This is a genomic window from Mesorhizobium sp. B2-8-3, from assembly GCF_006440815.1.
GTDB lineage: Bacteria > Pseudomonadota > Alphaproteobacteria > Rhizobiales > Rhizobiaceae > Mesorhizobium.
This window is the reverse complement of record NZ_VFTW01000005.1, coordinates 62,490-79,782: the sequence shown is the minus strand read 5'-3', so window position 1 is coordinate 79,782 and position 17,293 is coordinate 62,490. Positions and strand designations below refer to the sequence as shown.

Genomic DNA, 17,293 nt, shown 5'->3' with positions numbered 1-17,293 from the left:
CCTCGCTGCGGACGAGTTCGAAATGCGTATCAGGGGCCGGGCCCGAAAAACGCGATACGTGTCAGCAGCGTGTAATCGGCCTCAAAGACCATCATCGTCACGAAGACCAGCACCAGTATCGGCGGCAGGATTATCGCATACATCATCGCCAGCCGCTCCCAGGCCATGTGCATGAAGACGGCGACGATCAGTCCCGCCTTGAGCATCATGAAGATCAGGATCAGCGACCATCTGAGATAGCCGTGGATGCCGAAATAGTCGACCAGGTAGGAGCAGGTGCTGAGGATGAACAGCCACGCCCAGACGACCAGGTAGAGCTTGATCGGGTGCTCCTGATGAACCTCGGCGTGAGCGACCGCTGTCGCAGCCGCATCCTGCGCATGGGCGGTGTGCAGCGTGTGTTGTCCGAGACCGTTTGCGGTTGCTTCAGCCATAGCTTCCTCTCAACAGGGACTGCCTCTCACCAAAGATAAAAGAAGGCGAAAATGAACACCCAAACCAGGTCGACGAAGTGCCAGTAGAGGCCCATGATCTCGACATTCTCGTAGCGGCCCTTGCGGCTGGTGAAGAAGCCGGGACGACCGGTGTCGAAGTCGCCACGCCAGACTTTTCGCGCCACGATGATGAGGAAGATCACGCCGATCGTCACGTGCGTGCCGTGGAAACCGGTGATCATGAAGAAGCATGAGCCGAACTGCGCGGCTCCCCAGGGATTGCCCCAGGGCCGTACCCCTTCGGTGATCAGCTTGGTCCATTCGAAGGCCTGCATGCCGACGAACGTTGCGCCAAGCGCAGCGGTCAACAGCATCAGGATCGCGGTCTTGCGGCGGTCGCGGCGGTAGCCGAAATTGACTGCCATGGCCATGGTGCCGCTGCTCGAGATCAGCACGAAGGTCATGATGGCGATAAGGATCAGCGGGATCTCCTGGCCGCCGATGCGCAAGGCAAAGACCTCGCTCGGGTTCGGCCAGGGCACGCGTGTCGACATGCGGGCGGTCATATACGAGAGCAGGAAGCAGCCGAAGATGAAGGTGTCGCTGAGCAGGAAGATCCACATCATGGCCTTGCCCCAGGACACGTTCTTGAACGCGCGCTGATCCGAGGCCCAGTCGGCGGTAATGCCGCGCCAACCGGCGGGCCGAGGCTCCATCTGGCTGGTATGTGTCATGGTCGTCTCGGCCATCGCCGGTCTCCTAGGTCAGCAATTGTCGGCAAATTTCGATGAACGTCGCCGCCCAACCTGCCAGAAGGGCGAAGATGCCGAGCCAGACGAAAAGCAGGAAATGCCAATACATGGCGCAGAGCTCGACGCTGAGACGAAGTCGCTCCGGCCGCGCTCCGCTCCAGGCACCGATGCTCGTCCTGCCAAGGCCGAACAGACCGCCCAGTATGTGCAGGCCATGCATGCCGGTGATCAGATAGAAGAAGCTGTTGGCCGGGTTGGATGCCAGCAGATAGCCATCCCCGTTCAGCTGGCGCCATGCCATCGACTGCCCGACAAGGAAGGCAAGCGCGGTGAGCCCTGCCGTGGCAAGGCCTAACCGGACGTTGTCGATCTGGCCCTTGCGCGCGGCAACCACCGCGCATTGCAGCGCGACGCTGCTCAATACCAGCACGCCGGTGTTGAGCCAGAGCAGGCGGGGCAGCGGCAGCGGCTGCCAGTCCGGCAGGCCCATGCGCATGAAATAGGCGCTGGTGAACAGCGAGAACAGGCAGCCGACGACGGCGAGGAAGACGCCGAGACCGATCTTGGCGGTAGGCAGGGACGACCGGCCGGTGCCGGCGAAATCCCCGGCCAGACCTTGCTCCAGCCATGGCTTGGATGTCAGCCGCTGGTGCGAAAGCCACCAGCCGGCAAAGCCGGCGATCACAGCCAAGAAGACCAGGATGACGCTCATGCCTGCTCCCTTGAGGGGGCGAAGGTGCCCGGCACGTTTTGCGGGATGAAGTCCTCCTTGGCCCCTGGCACGCTGTAGTCATAGGCCCACCGATAGACGATCGGCAGTTCCTTGCCGAAATTGCCGTGCGCCGGCGGTGTCTGCGGCGTCTGCCATTCGAGTGTGGTCGCCCGCCACGGATTGCCGCCGGCCTCGCGGCCATGGCGGATGCTCCAGATCAGGTTGAACAGGAAAACCATCTGAGCGAAGCCGACGATGAAGGCCATGATGCTGATGAACGAGTTCAGATGACGGGCCGATTCCGTCATTATGGTCATGTCGGTCAGCTCGGCGTAGCGCCGCGGAACGCCCATCAGGCCGAGATAGTGCATGGGGAAGAAGATCAGGTAGGCGCCGAGGAAGGTTACCCAGAAGTGGAACTTGCCGAGTGTGTCGTCCAGCATCCGTCCAGTGACCTTCGGATACCAGTGATAGATTGCGCCGAAGATCACCAGGATCGGCGCGACGCCCATGACCATGTGGAAATGGGCGACGACGAACATCGTATCCGACAGCGGCACGTCGACAACGACATTACCGAGGAACAGTCCGGTCAAGCCGCCATTGACGAAGGTGACGATGAAGGCGAGCGCGAAAAGCATCGGCGGGGTGAGATGGATATCGCCGCGCCACAGCGTCAGCACCCAGTTATAGACCTTGATCGCCGTCGGCACGGCAATGATCAACGTCGTGGTCGCAAAGAAGAAGCCAAAATAGGGGTCCATGCCGCTCACATACATGTGGTGCGCCCAGACAACGAAGCTCAGGGCGCCGATGGCGATGATCGCCCAGACCATCATGCGGTAGCCGAAGATGTTCTTGCGCGCATGGGTGCTGATCAGGTCGGAGACGATGCCGAAGGCCGGCAGAGCGACGATGTAGACTTCCGGGTGGCCGAAGAACCAGAACAAGTGCTGGAAAAGGATCGGGCTGCCGCCATTGTGCTGAAGTTGCTCGCCCATCTCGACAATCGCCGGCATGAAGAAGGAAGTGCCGAGCACGCGGTCAAGCAGCATCATCACGCACGCGACAAACAGCGCCGGGAAGGCGAGCAACGCCATGACGGTGGCGGTGAAGATGCCCCAGACGGTGAGCGGCAGGCGCATCAACGTCATGCCGCGCGTGCGGCCCTGCAGCACCGTCACAACATAGTTCAGGCCGCCCATGGTGAAGCCGACAATGAACAGGATGAGCGAAGTGAGCATCAGTATGATGCCCCAGTCCTGCCCGCCCGGCGTTCCGGACATGATGGCCTGCGGCGGGTAGAGGGTCCACCCGGCGCCTGTCGGCCCACCCGGCGCGAAGAAGCTCGACACCAGAACGAGTACTGCCAGCAGATAGATCCAGTAGCTCAGCATGTTGACATAGGGGAAGACCATGTCGCGGGCGCCGACCATCAGCGGGATGAGGTAGTTGCCGAAGCCGCCGAGGAAGAGCGCAGTGAGCAGGTAGATCACCATGATCATGCCGTGCATGGTGATGAACTGGTAGTAGGCCTCCGGGGTGATGAAGTCGAACGTGCCGGGAAAGCCGAGCTGCAGGCGCATCAGCCAGGAGAGAACCAGCGCCACAAGGCCGATCGCCGTTGCCGTTGCCGAGTACTGGACCGCGATGACCTTCGCGTCCTGCGAGAAGACATACTTGGTCCACCAGTTGTGCGGATGGTAGAGTTCCACTTCCCCAACTTCGGCGGGTGGAACGGCATCTGCGGGTGTGACGTCGACCATCGGAGCACCTCCGTGCCCTATTCCGCGGACCTCGAGAGTTTCGAGTTTGCCGCGACGTCCAAACCGGACGCCATCGTCTTTCCTGACGGTTGGCTCGCCCAGCCTGTTTGCTTGGGCGTCGACAACTGCGCAAAAGTCTGCTGCTGCCCGAGCCAGGACAGATAATCCTGCTCGGCGTCGACCATGACCACGCCATGCATCAGCGGATGTCCCTGGCCGCACAGTTCGGCGCACAAGACCTGGAAAGTGCCGGTCCTTGTCGGAGTGAACCAGAAATAGGTGACCGACCCCGGGATCATGTCCATCTTTGCGCGAAATTCCGGGATATAGAAATCATGCAGGACATCGATCGAACGCAGCAGCACCTTGACCGGCTTGCCGACCGGCAGATGCAGGTCGGTGGCCTCGACCACGATATCGTCCTGGCCGTTGGGATCTTTGGGTGCGATGCCTAACGGATTGTCGGCGGTGACGTCGCGGGTGTCCGAAGTACCGAGCTTGCCGTCCTTGCCGGGCAAGCGGAAGCTCCACTGCCACTGCTGGGCGACGACCTCGATCTCGGTCGCATCGCTTGGAACGGTGACGAAGCGGCTCCAGACGAACAGGCCGGGAACCAGCAAGGCAGTGACGCCTGCCGCAGTGACGACCATGAGCCACCATTCGAGCCGCTTGTTCTCCGGTTCGTATGCCGCGCGATTGCCTTCCCGATGCCGGAAGCGGAAGACGCAATAAGCCATAAAGAGGACGACAGCGGCAAAGACGATGCCGGTGATCCAGAAGCTGATGATGATGGTGTGGTCGATATAGTCCCAGTTCGAGGCAATCGGAGTCCACCACCATGGGCTCAGGAAGTGGAACAACACTGAGCCCACAACGATTAAAACGAGTACAAGCACAACGGCCATGTCCCGTTCCTCCGGTATTGCCGGGCGCACGAAGCGTCCGAATTACCAAAGCGCATCATGCTCGATTTCCGGTTGAAATTCCAGAGCCGACTATCTTGATCGGCAAAACGTTGCTTTTGCGCCCGGATCCTCGGGCGATCGGCGGGGGGCTTCAGATCAGAAGCAGGCCCTTCATCGAGGCGTTGCCCTTGCGGCCGATGATGATGTGATCGTGCACGGCGATGCCGAGCGGCTTGGCCGTATCGATGATCTGCTTGGTCATCTCGATGTCCGCGCGGGAAGGTGTGGGATCTCCCGAAGGATGGTTGTGCACCAGGATGACGGCGCTGGCGGAGAGTTCGAGCGCCCGCTTCACCACCTCGCGCGGATAGACCGGCGTATGGTCGACGGTGCCGGTCTGCTGCACCTCGTCGGCGATCAGCCCGTTCTTCTTGTCGAGGAACAGGATGCGGAACTGTTCGCGGGCCTCGAAGGCCATGGCCGAACGGCAATAGTCGAGCAATTGCGTCCAGTTGGACAGGACTTCGCGGCCGCGCACCTCGCCGCGCGCCATGCGCTGGGCGGTGGCGGCGATGACTTTTAGATCGGTCGCGACGGTCGGCCCGATGCCTTTGACTTCTTCAAGCAAGGGTGCCGGCGCGCCGAGCACTTCGGCCAGCGAGCCGAAGCGGGCGATCAGCGTCTTGGCGATGGGCTTGGTGTCGACGCGCGGGATCAGCCGGAAGAGCAGCAGTTCGAGCAATTCATAGTCGGGCAGGGCGTCCGGTCCGCCGGCGACGAAGCGTTCGCGCAGACGGTCGCGATGGCCGTGATAATGGGGCTTTTCTTCTGCCGTGGCCTTTTTCAGCGCCGTCTTGGGCGGCTCGATCCAGCCTTCGGAAAAGAACGCCCGCTCGTCCTCGACTTTCCCCATCCTCGCCCGCTCCCCTCAGGCCTCGGCTGAAACCTAAAGCAATTCCAGGAAAAGTGTGAAGCGGTTTTCCGTTCGGAATTGCGTGAAACAAGAGGATAGAGCGGTTCCATCGTTTCCATGAAACGATGGAACCGCTCTAACCCGGCAGGCCGGGGCGGTCGAGCTTTTTCGGCGACAGCGTGAAGATCTCGCAGCCGGTGTCGGTGACGCCGATCGTGTGCTCGTATTGCGCCGACAGCGAGCGGTCGCGCGTGACCGCCGTCCAGCCGTCGGACAGCACCTTCACATGCGGGCGGCCGAGATTGATCATCGGCTCGACCGTGAAAATCATGCCCGGCCGCATCTCGACGCCTTCATTGACTGTGCCGTAATGCAGGATGTTCGGGGCGTCGTGGAAAAGCTGGCCGACGCCGTGGCCGCAGAAATCGCGGACCACCGAGCAGCGCTCGGCCTCGGCATAGGTCTGGATCGCGGCGCCGATGGCGCCGGTGCGGGCGCCGGGCTTGATCGCGGTTATGCCGCGCATCAGGCACTCATAGGTCACCTCGAGCAGGCGCTCGGCGGCGCGCTTGATCGTGCCCACTGGATACATGCGCGAGGAATCGCCGTGCCAGCCGTCGAGGATATAGGTGACGTCGATGTTGACGATGTCGCCTTCCTTCAGTGGCTTGTTGTCGGGAATGCCATGGCAGACGACATGGTTGATCGAGGTGCAGGACGACTTGGTGTAGCCGCGATAATTGAGCGTCGCCGGCAGCGCGCCGTGGTCCATGCCGAATTCGAAGACGAAGCGGTCGATCGTTTCCGTCGTCACGCCGGGCTTCACCATCGGCACAAGCTCGTCAAGGCAGCGCGCGGTGAGGTCGCAGGCCTTGCGCATGCCGGCAAAACCTTCGTCGCCATAGAGGCGGATCTGGCCGGTATTTCGAAGGGGGGCCGTGGAGGCGTCGAGATAGGTAACCATTTTTGTCCGTTTGCCGGCGTTGGCTCCAAAGGAGCCGAATGCGAAAATCTGCTCCAGATTTGGCACCGGAAGCCGCAAGGTTCAAGGACGAAGTGCGATTGCGGCGTCCATTGCGGCTTTCCTTCGGCCATTCCATCGGTTAGGTCCGTCCTGATGTCCGGAGATTGCCTTGACGGCACCTGAACGCGAAAGACCGATGCTGCTGCCGGTCAGGACCGCCTGCGCGGGCCTGATGGCGCTGCTGATGCTCGCGCTGCTGGGCTTCGCGCAGGCCGAAATCTCCGCGTCGGCCGTTTCGCTCCCGGGCAGTTCCAGCGTCAGCGCCGCTCGCCAGGGCGACACGATCGCGCTGCTCAGAACGACCGGCAAGGCGCAGGCGCTTGAAATCCGGGCCGGCCGGCCACTGCCGATAAAGCTCGTCAGCGGCAATCCCGGCGTGCTCGCGCCCGCATCCGATTTCCTGCTTATCGGCCATGTATTGCCGGCCGAAATGGGCGTCGCGCCGGTATCGGCAAGCGCAGCAGCTTCGCGCACCAACCAGCCACGCGCGCCGCCCGCCGCGTAAGGCCTTGGCCGCAAAGCGCGGCATTCAAATCAAAGACATTCCTTCGCGTCGCGATCCGGCGACGGCCGCCGGCCGTCCGCCGGTTGCGTGCGCGTCAGTTCGGATTCCGTTCAATGCAACGCATCAAGACGTTCAAGACGCTTACCCGCGCGGCTGCCGCGGCCTCTTTTCTGGCAGTCCAGGCGGTAATCTGCATCGGCACCGTCTACTGGGCCGTTGCCGCCACCCTTCGCATGGAAGGAACGGCGGCGATCATGCTCGGCGCCATCTTCGCGCTGCCGTCGGCCTATGTGCTGATGGTGGTTACCCGCATGGCCTATGATGCCGAGACTGACCCGGCAAACCAGTAGCACCGATGATACCGAGCAGGGGCAAGGGCAGGGCGATGCGAGTTGCGTTGCCCTGTCACACAATGGTTATCCTGCGGCCTTACTCAGGTTTTCCAGCCCCGGCGCCTGCCGGACCTCGCCCAGCCTTGATCAACAACAGGTATGTCCATGCGCCAGATCGTTTTCGCCGCCATGTTGCTGGCATCCACCGTAGCGGGAGCCGCCGCCGCCGACAGCACGCTGGTGCTCTACACCAGCCAGCCGAACACCGACGCCCAGCAGACCGTCGACGCCTTCATGGCGAAGAACCCGGGGATCAAGGTCGACTGGGTGCGCGACGGGACGCCGAAGATTCTGGCCAAGCTGCATGCCGAGATCGAGGCCGGCCAGCCGCAGGCCGACGTGCTGCTGATCGCCGACGTCGTGACCATGGAAGGCCTGAAGAAGGAAGGCCGGCTGCTCGCCTATCCGGAGGCCAAGGTCGACGGCCTCGACGCGGCGCTCTACGACAAGGACAAGACCTATTTCTCGACCAAGCTGATCACCACCGGCATCGTCTACAACACCAAGGCGCCTTTCGTGCCGACAAGCTGGGAAGACCTGAAGAAGCCGGAAGCCAAGGGCCTGATCGCGATGCCCAGTCCGCTGACCTCGGGCGCGGCGATGATCCACACGGTGACGCTGACCGGCAAGCTGCCGGAGGGCTGGGACTATTATGGCGCGCTCGCCAAGAACGGCGCGCAGGCCAGCGGCGGCAATGGCGACGTGCTGAAGGCCGTCAGCGGCGGCGACAAGCTGTTCGGCATGATCGTCGACTACATGCCGATCCGCGAGAAGGCCAAGGGCGCGCCGGTAGAGTTCGTCTTCCCGAAGGAAGGCGTGTCCGCCGTCACCGAACCGGTCGCTATCCTGTCCACCGCCAAGAACAAGGAAGCCGCCAAGGCCTTCGTCGATTTCCTCTTGTCGAAGGACGGGCAGGAAGTGGCGGCCAAGATGGGCTACATCCCGGCCCGTGCCGACGTCGCGCTGCCGGCCGGCTATCCGGACCGCGCCTCGATCAAGGTGCTCGACTATGATGCGGCGGCCGCGCTCGCCAACGATGCGCAGAACAAGGAAAAGTTCAGCGCGGTGATGAGCCAGTAAGCGGCCCGGAAGGGAAACTTTGGCTTCCGCGGAACATCACATCGCCAGGCGGGGCGTGGCGTTGCCGCAGGCCGGCGGCTTCACGGTGCCGGGCCCGATATTCGGCCAGCGTCTGTCGGCGCTGGCCGTCCTGCTGGTCATCGCCATGCTCTGCCTGTTGCCGATGGCGCGTCTCGTGCTTGCGGCGATCGCGCCGGGCGGCGAGGCCGATTTCGCCGCCTTCGCCGGGCGGCTTGCCAGCCCTGCCGCGCTCAAGGCGATGTGGCACACGCTGGACACGGCTTTTTTCGGCGCGCTGCTGGCGCTTTGCCTCGGCATTCCGTTCGCCGTCGCGGTGACGATGACCGATCTGCCGGGACGAAAGATCCTCGGGTTTCTTCTGCTTTTGCCGCTGATGATCGCGCCGCAGGTCACCGCGCTCGCCTGGCTGCATCTCTTCGGCCCGTCGAGCACGCTGCTCGGTATGCTTGGGCTGGCGCCTGCGCCCGGCACCGGCAATCCCATGCTTGGCCGTGGCGGCATCATCCTTCTCTATGGCGTCCAGCATGCGCCGATCGTGTTCATCACCATGCGGGCAGGGCTGTCGCGCGTGCCGCGCGATCTGGTCGAGGCGGCGCGCTCCTGCGGCGCGCGGCCGCTCGGCGTATTGCGGACCATCGTGCTGCCCGTCGTGCGGCCCTATGTGGTGGCCGCGGCGGCGCTTGCCTTCGTCTCGGGCGTCGGCAATTTCGGCATACCGGCGCTGCTCGGCATGCCCGTCAACTATCTGACGCTGCCAACTTTGATCTATCAGGACCTGTCGAGTTTTGGCCCGAGCGTGTTGCCGCAGATCGCGGCGCTGTCGGTGCTGGTCGGCGCCTTGGCGCTGGCCGGCATGGTCTTCCAGTCGCTGGCGCTGCGCGGCGCCGGGCATCGCATCGTTGCCGGCACGCCGGCGCAATTCGGGCTTGGAGGCTTGCGCATGCCGCTCGCCGGCGCGAGCTGGCTGGTCATCGGCCTGATCCTCATTCTGCCGGCCTGCGCGTTGCTGGCGACGTCGCTGGTGCCGTCCTTCGGCGTGCCGCTCAGTCCGCGGACGGCAACGATCGCCAACTATGTGGAAGTGCTTGTCCGGCAGGCGTCCACGGCGCGGGCCTTCCGCAATTCACTGCTCTTTGCCGGCGGCGCGGCGCTTATCCTCGCCCTTGGCGTCATTCCGATGGCCGCGCGGCTCGAACGTTTCGACAAGCGCTGGCGGCGTGTGCTCGGCGGCATCGTCGACCTGCCTTACACGATCCCCGGCGTGGTGCTGGCGATCGCTTGCATTCTTTTGTTCCTGCGACCGCTGCCGCTGATTGGCAGCCTCTATGCGACCGCGTCGATCATCCTGGTAGCCTATGCGATGCGCTTCCTGACGCTGGCAATGAAACCGGTGACGACGGCCGTCGGGCAGATTCCGCGCGATCTCGAAGAGGCGGCGGCGGTGTCCGGCGCCGGTCCGTTCCGGCGGCTCGCAACGATCACCGCGCCGCTCGCGGCGCCCGCGGCCGTGGCGGGCGGGCTGCTGGTGTTCATGAGTGCCTTCAACGAGTTGACGGTCTCGGCGCTGCTGTGGTCGAGCGGCAAGGAAACGCTCGGCGTCGTGCTGTTCAGCCTGGAAGAGGCGGGACTCGGCACGCAGGCAGCGGCAATCGCGGTATCCACGATCGTCGTGGTGATCGCGCTGCTGCTGGCGCTTGATCGGTTCGGGCGCCGCTTGCCGGCCGGCGTGTTGCCCTGGCGCTAAATCAGGCGCTCGGCACCACCCAAGCGTCCGACACGGCGACATGCACGCGCTGTCCCGCCGCCAATGTCTCTGCGCTGTCGACGAGCAGGTGCTGGCCGGGCTCGGCGAGCGCCAGCCGCACTTCATGCACCGGCCCGCGGTAGACGCTGTCCAGCACCGTCGCGGGCAGTCCCTCGGCCGCGATGCGCAAGGCTTCCGGGCGTAGCAGGACCTTGACCGCACCGGCTGGTTTGTCGTGGCTGCGCGCCGTGAGCCGGTGGCCGGCGATATCGATGATCGAGGCTTTGTCCGAATGGCCGACGGTGTTGCCTGAGACCAGGCTGCCGCGACCGACGAAACCGGCAACAGCGGCGTCGGCGGGAGAGCGATAGATTTCCCGCGGGGGTGCTGCCTGCAGCAGTCGGCCCTTGCTCATCACGGCGACGCGGTCGGCAAGCGCCAGGGCCTCGGCCTGGTCATGCGTGACATAGACGATGGTCGCGCCGGTGCGGCGATGGATATCGCGGAAGGCGTCGACCATGGCCGCGCGCAGATGCATGTCGAGATTGGCGAGCGGCTCGTCGAACAGGATGATGCCGGACTCGGCGACCAGGCAGCGGGCCAGCGCGACGCGCTGCCGCTGACCGCCCGACAACTCGTCGATGCGGCGCTTGGCGAAGCCGCCGAGGCCGACGATATCGAGGACCGAAGCGACGCGGGCAGGGATGGCGGCGGAGGGAACATGCCTGGCCTTCAGCGGATAGGCTACGTTTTCGGCGACATCCATATGCGGCCACAGCGCGTAGGATTGGAAAACGACGCCGACATTGCGCGCCTCCGGCGGCAGCTGCCGCTTCGGGTCGGCGACAAGCGCATCGCCAAGGAAAACGCGGCCTTCGCTCGGCGCCTCGAAGCCGGCGATCAACCGCAGCATCGTCGTCTTGCCGCAGCCGGAAGGGCCGAGCAGCGCCGTGAAAGATCCCTGCGGAAAGGCCAGGGAAACGCCGTCCAGCGCGGTGGTGCCGCCATAGCGCTTGACCAGAGACTCGACCCGGATTTCGCTCATATTTTCGCCCGCGGCAGCTGTGATGGCCGGCAATACGGTGGAAATCCGGCATTGGCAATGCAGCCGGTACCGATCCGGACTGACGCCGATCCGCCGCACCGACTCTTCATCGCACTGAGGTCACATTTGCGAGTCAGAAGGCCGCAAAAGCAACTTTTCACATCGAGCGGCGTTGCTCAGGGCTGCGCCAGTTCGGGAGACAGGGAATGGACAGATTGCAATTCGAGGTGCCGGTGCGCATCACGCCCGCGCCCGGCCTGCCGGTCGAGGAAATCTACAGCGTCGAGCAGGCGCTCGATTTCCTGCAGGATTGGCCGAAGCGCCGGCAGGGCAAGGTCTACGAAGCCGCGTTCAACGCCTGTTTCGGCGCGACGGTCGACGTGGCCAGCGCCGAGGAAGCCTGCCGCGCGTTCGCTACCTTCTGCCGCGTCAGCGGATTGCTGGCGAGGGACGCGATGTTCCCCGGCAAGCGTGGCAGCGCGACAGGGACGTATCGCGAGGCGCGCGCTTAAAGCGCGGCGTGCTTTGAGCCTTTGCAACTGGTTCAGCCGCCGAACGACACGCCACGATAGCGCATCCCCACCTGCACGCCGCGCACGATCACGCGCGACAGGATTTCCATGTCCAGCGGCATCTGCGGGCGCCACACGTCGAGGAGGAGAGCGACGCGGGGCTGATCCGAGTTGTTCATAACCTCGTGCTCGAACGTGTCGTCCCATAGCATGCACTCGCCGTCGGCGATGCGCCGTTCCTCGTGATCGATCATCATGATCGTTGCCGGACGGCCGTCCGGCTGTTTCGGGATGACCAGGCCAAGATGGAACCGCATGATGCCGCGAAAAGGTCCGCGGTGCGCCGGGATGTGCTTGCGCGGGGCCAGGAATGAGACAGCCGCCGATTTGACCTCTGGGCACTCCGCAAGCAGCCGGCTCAGGACCGGCATGCGCGCGAGGTTTTCCGGGACCGTCATGTCATAGGCCTTGAGCACGAACATGCGCCAGTCGAGACCGTCGTTGGCCGAGATATCGGCCTGCTCCGGCATGATGTCGTGGAAGCGCGGCGCGTTGTTCAGCTTCGCCGCCAGCGCCTCGTCGCGGATATCCCGCCAGGCGGCGGTGAACTTCGCGGCATTGGGAAAATGCGTGCCGGCATCAAGAATGGCCGGTGCATCTATGCGCTTCTCATAGATACGGCGGACCAGATTGGTTCCCAGATCGTAGGCGCCTGACATCTCATTACCTCAACGACGCTATTATGTAGTGGGTATATAGTGGGATATTGCTTGCGGGCATGGCTCACGGGAATTTGTTCGGGCCGTTCGTGACGGATAGGCAGCACGGCTCACCGGTCATTGCGTCTTCGATGCCAGCCGCGGACCGGTGCGGACATCGATGATTTCGGGCCTGGCGGTGTCGATCGCGCCGTTCCAGCCGCCGCCGAGCGCCTTGTTGAGGGCTATATAATCGGTGGCGATCGAGACGCGGCTTTGCAGGACGGAGTCGTCGGCGGAATAGGCCGACCGCTGGGCATCGAGCACATCGAGAAGGCTGGTCTCTCCAGCCTTGTAGAGCGTTCCTTCGAGCCGCGCGGCATCGCCATAGGACTTCGCGGAGGAGGCGAGCTTGCCGTTTCTGATGCGCTCCTGCGACAGCGAAACCGTGGCGTTTTCCACGTCTTCCAGAGCCGTCAGCACGGCGGACTTGTAGGCGACGAAATGCTGATCGCGTTGGGCTTTGGCGACGTCCACGGCCGCCTGCAGCTGGCCGGCGTTGAAAAATGGCACGCTGAGCGTGGGGCCAAAGGACCAGCCGATGGTGGAGTTCTTGCCGAGATCGCCGAGCTTGAGGGCCGTGGTGCTGATGTCGCCGGTCAGGCTGACGCTCGGATAACGTGCCGCCTCGGCCTGGCCGATCTTGGCGGTGGACTGCGCATATTGCCGCTCGGCCAAGCGCACGTCCGGACGGGTGAGCAGGATGTCGGCCGGGATGCCGGTCGGAATCGGCAGGCGCGGCGCCGGGATCGGTCCGGCGCGCTTCAAGCGCTCGGTGAGCGCCGCCGGCGGTCGCCCGGTCAGCACGGAAAGGCGATGCACAGCCTCGGCATAGCTCGCTTCCAGGCTCGGAACGCCGGCTTCCGTGCCGCTGGCCTGTCCATCCGCCTTGGCGACATCCGCCGCGGTCGCCGAGCCGGCCAGAGCCATCGTGCGGGTGAGCTGGGCGGTTTGCCGCTGCGACGCTGCAGAGCGCCGGGCAAGCGCTATGCGGGCCTGATAGCCGCGTGCCTGGACGTAGTTCGAGGTCACGTCGCCAACCAGCGTGAGAAGGGTTGAACGCAGTTCTTCTTCGGAGGCGTCCAGTCCGTAGCTCGCCGCCTCGACGCCCCTGCGGTTGGCGCCGAAGAGGTCGAGTTCCCAGCTGGAATCGAAGCCTGCCTGATACTGGCTGTAGGTCTCGCTGGCCGTCGTTCCGGCAGTGGTGGCCGAGACCCTGTTGCGGGTGGCCGAGGCCGAACCGTCGGCGGATGGAAGCAATGTGCCTACCGACTGGCGGTAGCTCGCCCGCGCCTCGCGGATCTTGGCCTTGGCGGTGGCGACATCGAGATTGCCGGCAACCGCTTCGTCGACAAGCGCGTTCAGCTCGGGGTCGCGCAGGCGCTGCCACCATTTCGACAATTGCGCCGGCTTGGCCGGGTTCGCCGCTTTCTGCCCGCTCCAGTTCGCCGGCATCGCCAGCAGAGGCTTCTGGTAATCCGGACCGACGACGCATCCCGAGAGCAGGGCAGTGGCAAACGCGGGCAAAAAGAGCCCCTTCGCGGTCGCGAAACCGCGTTCAAAATCAAACATTTGAGAGAAACCTTTATTCCGGAGTGGCTGTGGCTTGTGTCCCGCCCATATCCTGCTTGGCCGCCTTGCCCCTGAAGATGCGGCGCACCGTGACGAACAATAGCGGCACGAGGAAGACGCCGATTGCGGTCGCCGCGATCATGCCGCCCATGACGCCGATGCCGACCGAGTTCTGCGCGCCGGAGCCGGCGCCGCTGGCGATCGCAAGCGGCGTGACACCGAGGATGAAGGCCAGCGACGTCATCAGGATCGGCCGCAGGCGTTGTCGCGCCGCCTCGAGCGTCGCCTCGACCAATCCCATTCCGGCCGACTGCCGCTCAATGGCGAACTCGACGATGAGGATGGCGTTCTTGGCGGCAAGACCGATCGTGGTCAGCAGCCCGACCTTGAAATAGACGTCGTTGGTCTGCCCGAACAGGCTTGCCGCCGCCAGCGCGCCGAAGATTCCGATCGGCACCGACAGCATGACGGCGAACGGGATCGACCAGCTCTCGTAAAGCGCGGCAAGGCAGAGGAAGACGACCAGCGCCGAAATCGCGTAGAGCGACATCGCCTGGTTGCCGGAAAGCCTCTCCTGGTGCGACAGCCCGGTCCATTCATGCGAATATCCGGCGGGCAGTTGCGCGACCAGCCTGTCGATCTCGTCCATCGCCGCGCCGGAGCTTTGGCCCGCCGCCGCCGCGCCCTGGATCTCCACCGCGGCCGAGCCGTTGTAGCGTTCGAGCCGGGGCGATCCGTAGGTCCAGTGGCTGGAGGCGAAGGCCGAGAACGGCACCATGGCGCCGCCGGAGTTGCGGACCTGCCATTTGTCGAGGTCTTCCGGCTGCATGCGGAAGTCCGGGTCCGATTGCAGATAGACCGGCTTCACCCGGCCGCGATCGATGAAGTCGTTGACGTAGTCGCTGCCCCAGGCGGTCGACAGCGTGTTGTTGATGTCGGCAAGGCTGATGCCCAGCGCGCTCGCTTTTTCCTGGTCGATATCGACCGAGAATTGCGGCTGATCCTCCTGGCCGTTGGGACGGGTGTTGGCGAGCAGCGTGCTCTTCGCGGCCAGGCCCAGCAGCTGGTTGCGTGTCTGGATCAGCGCTTCATGGCCGGTGCCATTGACGTCCTGCAGGTAGAAATCGAAGCCGTTGGTGTTGCCGAAACCCTGGATGGCGGGCGGGGCGAGCGCGAAGACCTGTGCATCCCTGATCTTGGAGAAGGCGCCCATGGCGCGGCCGGCCACCGCCGAGGCGGCGAGAGCCGGCGTCTTGCGCTGGTCGAAATCCTTCAGCCGCACGAAGGCGATGCCGACATTCTGTCCGGCACCGCCGAAGCCGAAGCCGGAAGCGGTGAACACACCTTCGACCGCGTCCTTCTCCTCGTTCAGATAATGGTTCGTCACCTCAGCCAGCACGCGCTCGGTGCGATCCTGCGTCGCGCCGACCGGCAGCGATGCGCTGGTGATCAGAATGCCCTGATCCTCGTCCGGCAGGAACGAGCTCGGCAGCCGGGCGAACATCCAGCCCATGGCGATGACGATGGCCAGGAACACGGCAAGGAAGCGCCACGACCGGTTGATGATGCCGTGCGAGCCGTCGCGATAGGCGATCGTGCCGCGATCGAAGACGCGGTTGAACCAGCCGAACGGACCTTTCTGCGTCGCATGGTTCTTGGCCGGGCGCAGGATCGTGGCGCATAGCGCCGGCGTCAGCACCAGCGCGACCAGCACCGAGAGCACCATCGCCGAGACGATGGTGACGGAGAATTGCCGGTAGATAATGCCGGTGGAGCCGCCGAAGAAGGCCATCGGCACGAACACGGCCGACAGCACGGTTGCGATGCCGATCAGCGCGCCGGTGATCTCGTGCATCGATTTGCGCGTCGCCTCTTTCGGCGGCAGGCCTTCCTCCTGCATCACGCGCTCGACATTCTCGACCACGACGATGGCGTCGTCGACGAGCAGGCCGATGGCCAAAACCATGGCGAACATGGTGAGCGTGTTGATCGAATAGCCGAAGAAGGAAAGCACGCCGAATGTGCCGAGCAGCACCACCGGCACGGCGATCGTCGGGATGATGGTGGCGCGCAGGTTCTGCAGGAAAAGCAGCATCACCAGGAAAACCAGCACGATCGCTTCGGCGAGCGTCTTCACCACTTCCTCGATCGACAGGCGCACGAAGGGCGAGGTGTCGTATGGGTAGACGACCTCGACGCCTTGCGGGAAGGTCGAGCTCAGGCGATTGATCGTCGCGCGTACCGCCTCCGCGGTGCTGATGGCGTTGGCGCCGGTCGCCAGGTTGATGGCGACGCCGGCGGCAGGCTTGCCGTTGTAATGGGCCTGCGTGGTGTAGCTTTCGGCGCCGATCTCGACCTTGGCGACGTCGTTCAGCCGAACCAGCGAGCCGTCGGTATTGCTCTTGAGGATGATGTTGCGGAACTGTTCGGCGGTTTGCAGCCGGCTCTTGGCCGTCACCGTGGCGTTGAGCTGCTGGCCCCTGCGCGCCGGCAAGCCGCCGAGCTGGCCCGCCGAAACCTGCGTGTTCTGCGCCTCGATGGCGGTGGCGACATCGCTCGGCATCAGCGCATATTGCGCCAATTTGTCGGGGTCGAGCCAGATGCGCATGGCATAGCCGGAGCCGAAGAGCTGCGTCGAGCCGACGCCTTCGACGCGCTTCAGGGTGTCGTTGACGGTGCTGTCGACATAATCGGCAAGGTCGGTCGAGTTCATCTTGCCGTCGCTGGAGACGAAGCCGATGACCATCAGGAAGCCGGTCGAGGATTTGGAGACGGTGATGCCGTTGCTCTGGACGACCTGGGGCAGCTGCGACTGCACCAGCTGCAGCTTGTTCTGCGTCTGAACCTGGGCCGTATCCGCGTTGGCGGCGCTGGTGAAGGTCAGCGTGATCGAAGCCTGACCGGTCGAGGTCGACGTCGCCGTCATGTAATCGAGATTATCGATGCCGGTCATGCCCTGCTCGATGACCTTGGTCACCGAGTTCTCGACGGTCTGGGCATCGGCGCCGGGATAGGTGGCGCTGATGTTGACGGTGGTCGGCGCGATCTGCGGATATTGCGAGATCGGCAGCGATTGCAGCGCGAGCAGGCCGCCCAGCATGATCACGATGGCGATCACCCAGGCGAAGATCGGCCGGTTGATGAAGAAACCCGACATC

Annotated in this window: 16 protein-coding genes; 5 read left to right on the top strand and 11 right to left on the bottom strand. The window is 64.0% G+C overall.

What is annotated here, in order from left to right:
* Positions 1–29: 29 nt before the first annotated feature.
* The 7 genes from FJ418_RS10270 to map form a co-directional block, all read right to left on the bottom strand.
* Positions 30–434 (bottom strand): cytochrome C oxidase subunit IV family protein, encoded by a 405-nt coding sequence (locus tag FJ418_RS10270; protein WP_140646728.1) that lies wholly within the window; start codon positions 432–434, stop codon positions 30–32.
* 26 nt (positions 435–460) lie between these two features.
* Entirely contained in the window at positions 461–1,183 is a 723-nt protein-coding gene (locus FJ418_RS10265) for a heme-copper oxidase subunit III family protein (protein WP_140646729.1), read from the bottom strand.
* 10 nt (positions 1,184–1,193) lie between these two features.
* Positions 1,194–1,898, bottom strand: a complete 705-nt coding sequence (locus tag FJ418_RS10260) for a cytochrome c oxidase subunit 3 (protein ID WP_140865240.1) — start codon at positions 1,896–1,898, stop codon at positions 1,194–1,196.
* Complete coding sequence (ctaD, locus tag FJ418_RS10255) at positions 1,895–3,664, bottom strand: cytochrome c oxidase subunit I (RefSeq protein WP_140858859.1); 1,770 nt, start codon at positions 3,662–3,664, stop codon at positions 1,895–1,897. Before ctaD ends, FJ418_RS10260 begins: the two co-directional genes overlap by 4 nt.
* Positions 3,665–3,681: 17 nt before the next feature.
* Positions 3,682–4,569, bottom strand: a complete 888-nt coding sequence (locus tag FJ418_RS10250; RefSeq protein ID WP_140652472.1) for a cytochrome c oxidase subunit II — start codon at positions 4,567–4,569, stop codon at positions 3,682–3,684.
* Positions 4,570–4,720: 151 nt separating this feature from the next.
* Complete coding sequence (gene radC, locus FJ418_RS10245; RefSeq protein ID WP_140865238.1) at positions 4,721–5,482, bottom strand: DNA repair protein RadC; 762 nt, start codon at positions 5,480–5,482, stop codon at positions 4,721–4,723.
* A gap of 136 nt (positions 5,483–5,618) precedes the next feature.
* Positions 5,619–6,446 carry a type I methionyl aminopeptidase gene (gene map, locus FJ418_RS10240; RefSeq protein WP_140865237.1) on the bottom strand — a complete coding sequence of 276 codons (828 nt, stop codon included), beginning with the start codon at positions 6,444–6,446 and terminating at the stop codon, positions 5,619–5,621.
* Between the two features lie 196 nt (positions 6,447–6,642).
* On the opposite strand from map, the gene FJ418_RS10235 reads away from it, so the two are divergent.
* The 4 genes from FJ418_RS10235 (at position 6,643) to FJ418_RS10220 (ending at position 10,248) form a co-directional block, all read left to right on the top strand.
* Entirely contained in the window at positions 6,643–7,011 is a 369-nt protein-coding gene (locus FJ418_RS10235; protein ID WP_140783889.1) for a hypothetical protein, read from the top strand.
* A gap of 113 nt (positions 7,012–7,124) precedes the next feature.
* On the top strand, positions 7,125–7,361 hold the full coding sequence (locus FJ418_RS10230; RefSeq protein ID WP_140647632.1) for a hypothetical protein: 237 nt from the start codon (positions 7,125–7,127) through the stop codon (positions 7,359–7,361).
* A 147-nt stretch (positions 7,362–7,508) separates the two neighbouring features.
* Positions 7,509–8,483 carry an ABC transporter substrate-binding protein gene (locus FJ418_RS10225; protein WP_140652410.1) on the top strand — a complete coding sequence of 325 codons (975 nt, stop codon included), beginning with the start codon at positions 7,509–7,511 and terminating at the stop codon, positions 8,481–8,483.
* A 145-nt stretch (positions 8,484–8,628) separates the two neighbouring features.
* Positions 8,629–10,248, top strand: coding sequence for an iron ABC transporter permease (locus FJ418_RS10220; protein WP_140865547.1), 1,620 nt, complete (start codon positions 8,629–8,631; stop codon positions 10,246–10,248).
* Between the two features lies 1 nt (position 10,249).
* On the opposite strand, the gene FJ418_RS10215 is transcribed toward FJ418_RS10220, so the two are convergent.
* Complete coding sequence (locus FJ418_RS10215; RefSeq protein WP_140865235.1) at positions 10,250–11,293, bottom strand: ABC transporter ATP-binding protein; 1,044 nt, start codon at positions 11,291–11,293, stop codon at positions 10,250–10,252.
* Between the two features lie 206 nt (positions 11,294–11,499).
* Here FJ418_RS10215 and FJ418_RS10210 point away from each other — a divergent pair, with 206 nt between their 5' ends.
* On the top strand, positions 11,500–11,805 hold the full coding sequence (locus FJ418_RS10210) for a DUF982 domain-containing protein (RefSeq protein ID WP_140647629.1): 306 nt from the start codon (positions 11,500–11,502) through the stop codon (positions 11,803–11,805).
* 32 nt (positions 11,806–11,837) lie between these two features.
* On the opposite strand, the gene FJ418_RS10205 is transcribed toward FJ418_RS10210, so the two are convergent.
* From FJ418_RS10205 to FJ418_RS10195, 3 genes are all read right to left on the bottom strand, one after another.
* The gene (locus tag FJ418_RS10205; protein ID WP_140708074.1) at positions 11,838–12,524 is read right to left on the bottom strand and encodes an aspartyl/asparaginyl beta-hydroxylase domain-containing protein; all 687 of its coding nucleotides are present in this window, start codon (positions 12,522–12,524) and stop codon (positions 11,838–11,840) included.
* A gap of 117 nt (positions 12,525–12,641) precedes the next feature.
* Positions 12,642–14,135: an efflux transporter outer membrane subunit gene (locus FJ418_RS10200; RefSeq protein WP_140865234.1), complete on the bottom strand. Its 1,494-nt coding sequence runs from the start codon at positions 14,133–14,135 to the stop codon at positions 12,642–12,644.
* A gap of 13 nt (positions 14,136–14,148) precedes the next feature.
* Positions 14,149–17,292 (bottom strand): efflux RND transporter permease subunit, encoded by a 3,144-nt coding sequence (locus FJ418_RS10195; RefSeq protein WP_140865232.1) that lies wholly within the window; start codon positions 17,290–17,292, stop codon positions 14,149–14,151.
* Position 17,293: the final 1 nt, after the last annotated feature.

Coding starts and splice junctions, on each gene's coding strand:
- FJ418_RS10195 (WP_140865232.1), bottom strand. CDS start 17,292: ATGTCGGGTTTCTTCATCAACCGGCCGATCTTCGCCTGGGTGATCGCC.
- FJ418_RS10225 (WP_140652410.1), top strand. CDS start 7,509: ATGCGCCAGATCGTTTTCGCCGCCATGTTGCTGGCATCCACCGTAGCG.
- radC (WP_140865238.1), bottom strand. CDS start 5,482: ATGGGGAAAGTCGAGGACGAGCGGGCGTTCTTTTCCGAAGGCTGGATC.
- map (WP_140865237.1), bottom strand. CDS start 6,446: ATGGTTACCTATCTCGACGCCTCCACGGCCCCCCTTCGAAATACCGGC.
- FJ418_RS10250 (WP_140652472.1), bottom strand. CDS start 4,569: ATGGCCGTTGTGCTTGTACTCGTTTTAATCGTTGTGGGCTCAGTGTTG.
- FJ418_RS10265 (WP_140646729.1), bottom strand. CDS start 1,183: ATGGCCGAGACGACCATGACACATACCAGCCAGATGGAGCCTCGGCCC.
- FJ418_RS10215 (WP_140865235.1), bottom strand. CDS start 11,293: ATGAGCGAAATCCGGGTCGAGTCTCTGGTCAAGCGCTATGGCGGCACC.
- FJ418_RS10230 (WP_140647632.1), top strand. CDS start 7,125: ATGCAACGCATCAAGACGTTCAAGACGCTTACCCGCGCGGCTGCCGCG.
- ctaD (WP_140858859.1), bottom strand. CDS start 3,664: ATGGTCGACGTCACACCCGCAGATGCCGTTCCACCCGCCGAAGTTGGG.
- FJ418_RS10270 (WP_140646728.1), bottom strand. CDS start 434: ATGGCTGAAGCAACCGCAAACGGTCTCGGACAACACACGCTGCACACC.
- FJ418_RS10205 (WP_140708074.1), bottom strand. CDS start 12,524: ATGTCAGGCGCCTACGATCTGGGAACCAATCTGGTCCGCCGTATCTAT.
- FJ418_RS10220 (WP_140865547.1), top strand. CDS start 8,629: ATGCTCTGCCTGTTGCCGATGGCGCGTCTCGTGCTTGCGGCGATCGCG.
- FJ418_RS10260 (WP_140865240.1), bottom strand. CDS start 1,898: ATGAGCGTCATCCTGGTCTTCTTGGCTGTGATCGCCGGCTTTGCCGGC.
- FJ418_RS10200 (WP_140865234.1), bottom strand. CDS start 14,135: ATGTTTGATTTTGAACGCGGTTTCGCGACCGCGAAGGGGCTCTTTTTG.
- FJ418_RS10210 (WP_140647629.1), top strand. CDS start 11,500: ATGGACAGATTGCAATTCGAGGTGCCGGTGCGCATCACGCCCGCGCCC.
- FJ418_RS10235 (WP_140783889.1), top strand. CDS start 6,643: ATGCTGCTGCCGGTCAGGACCGCCTGCGCGGGCCTGATGGCGCTGCTG.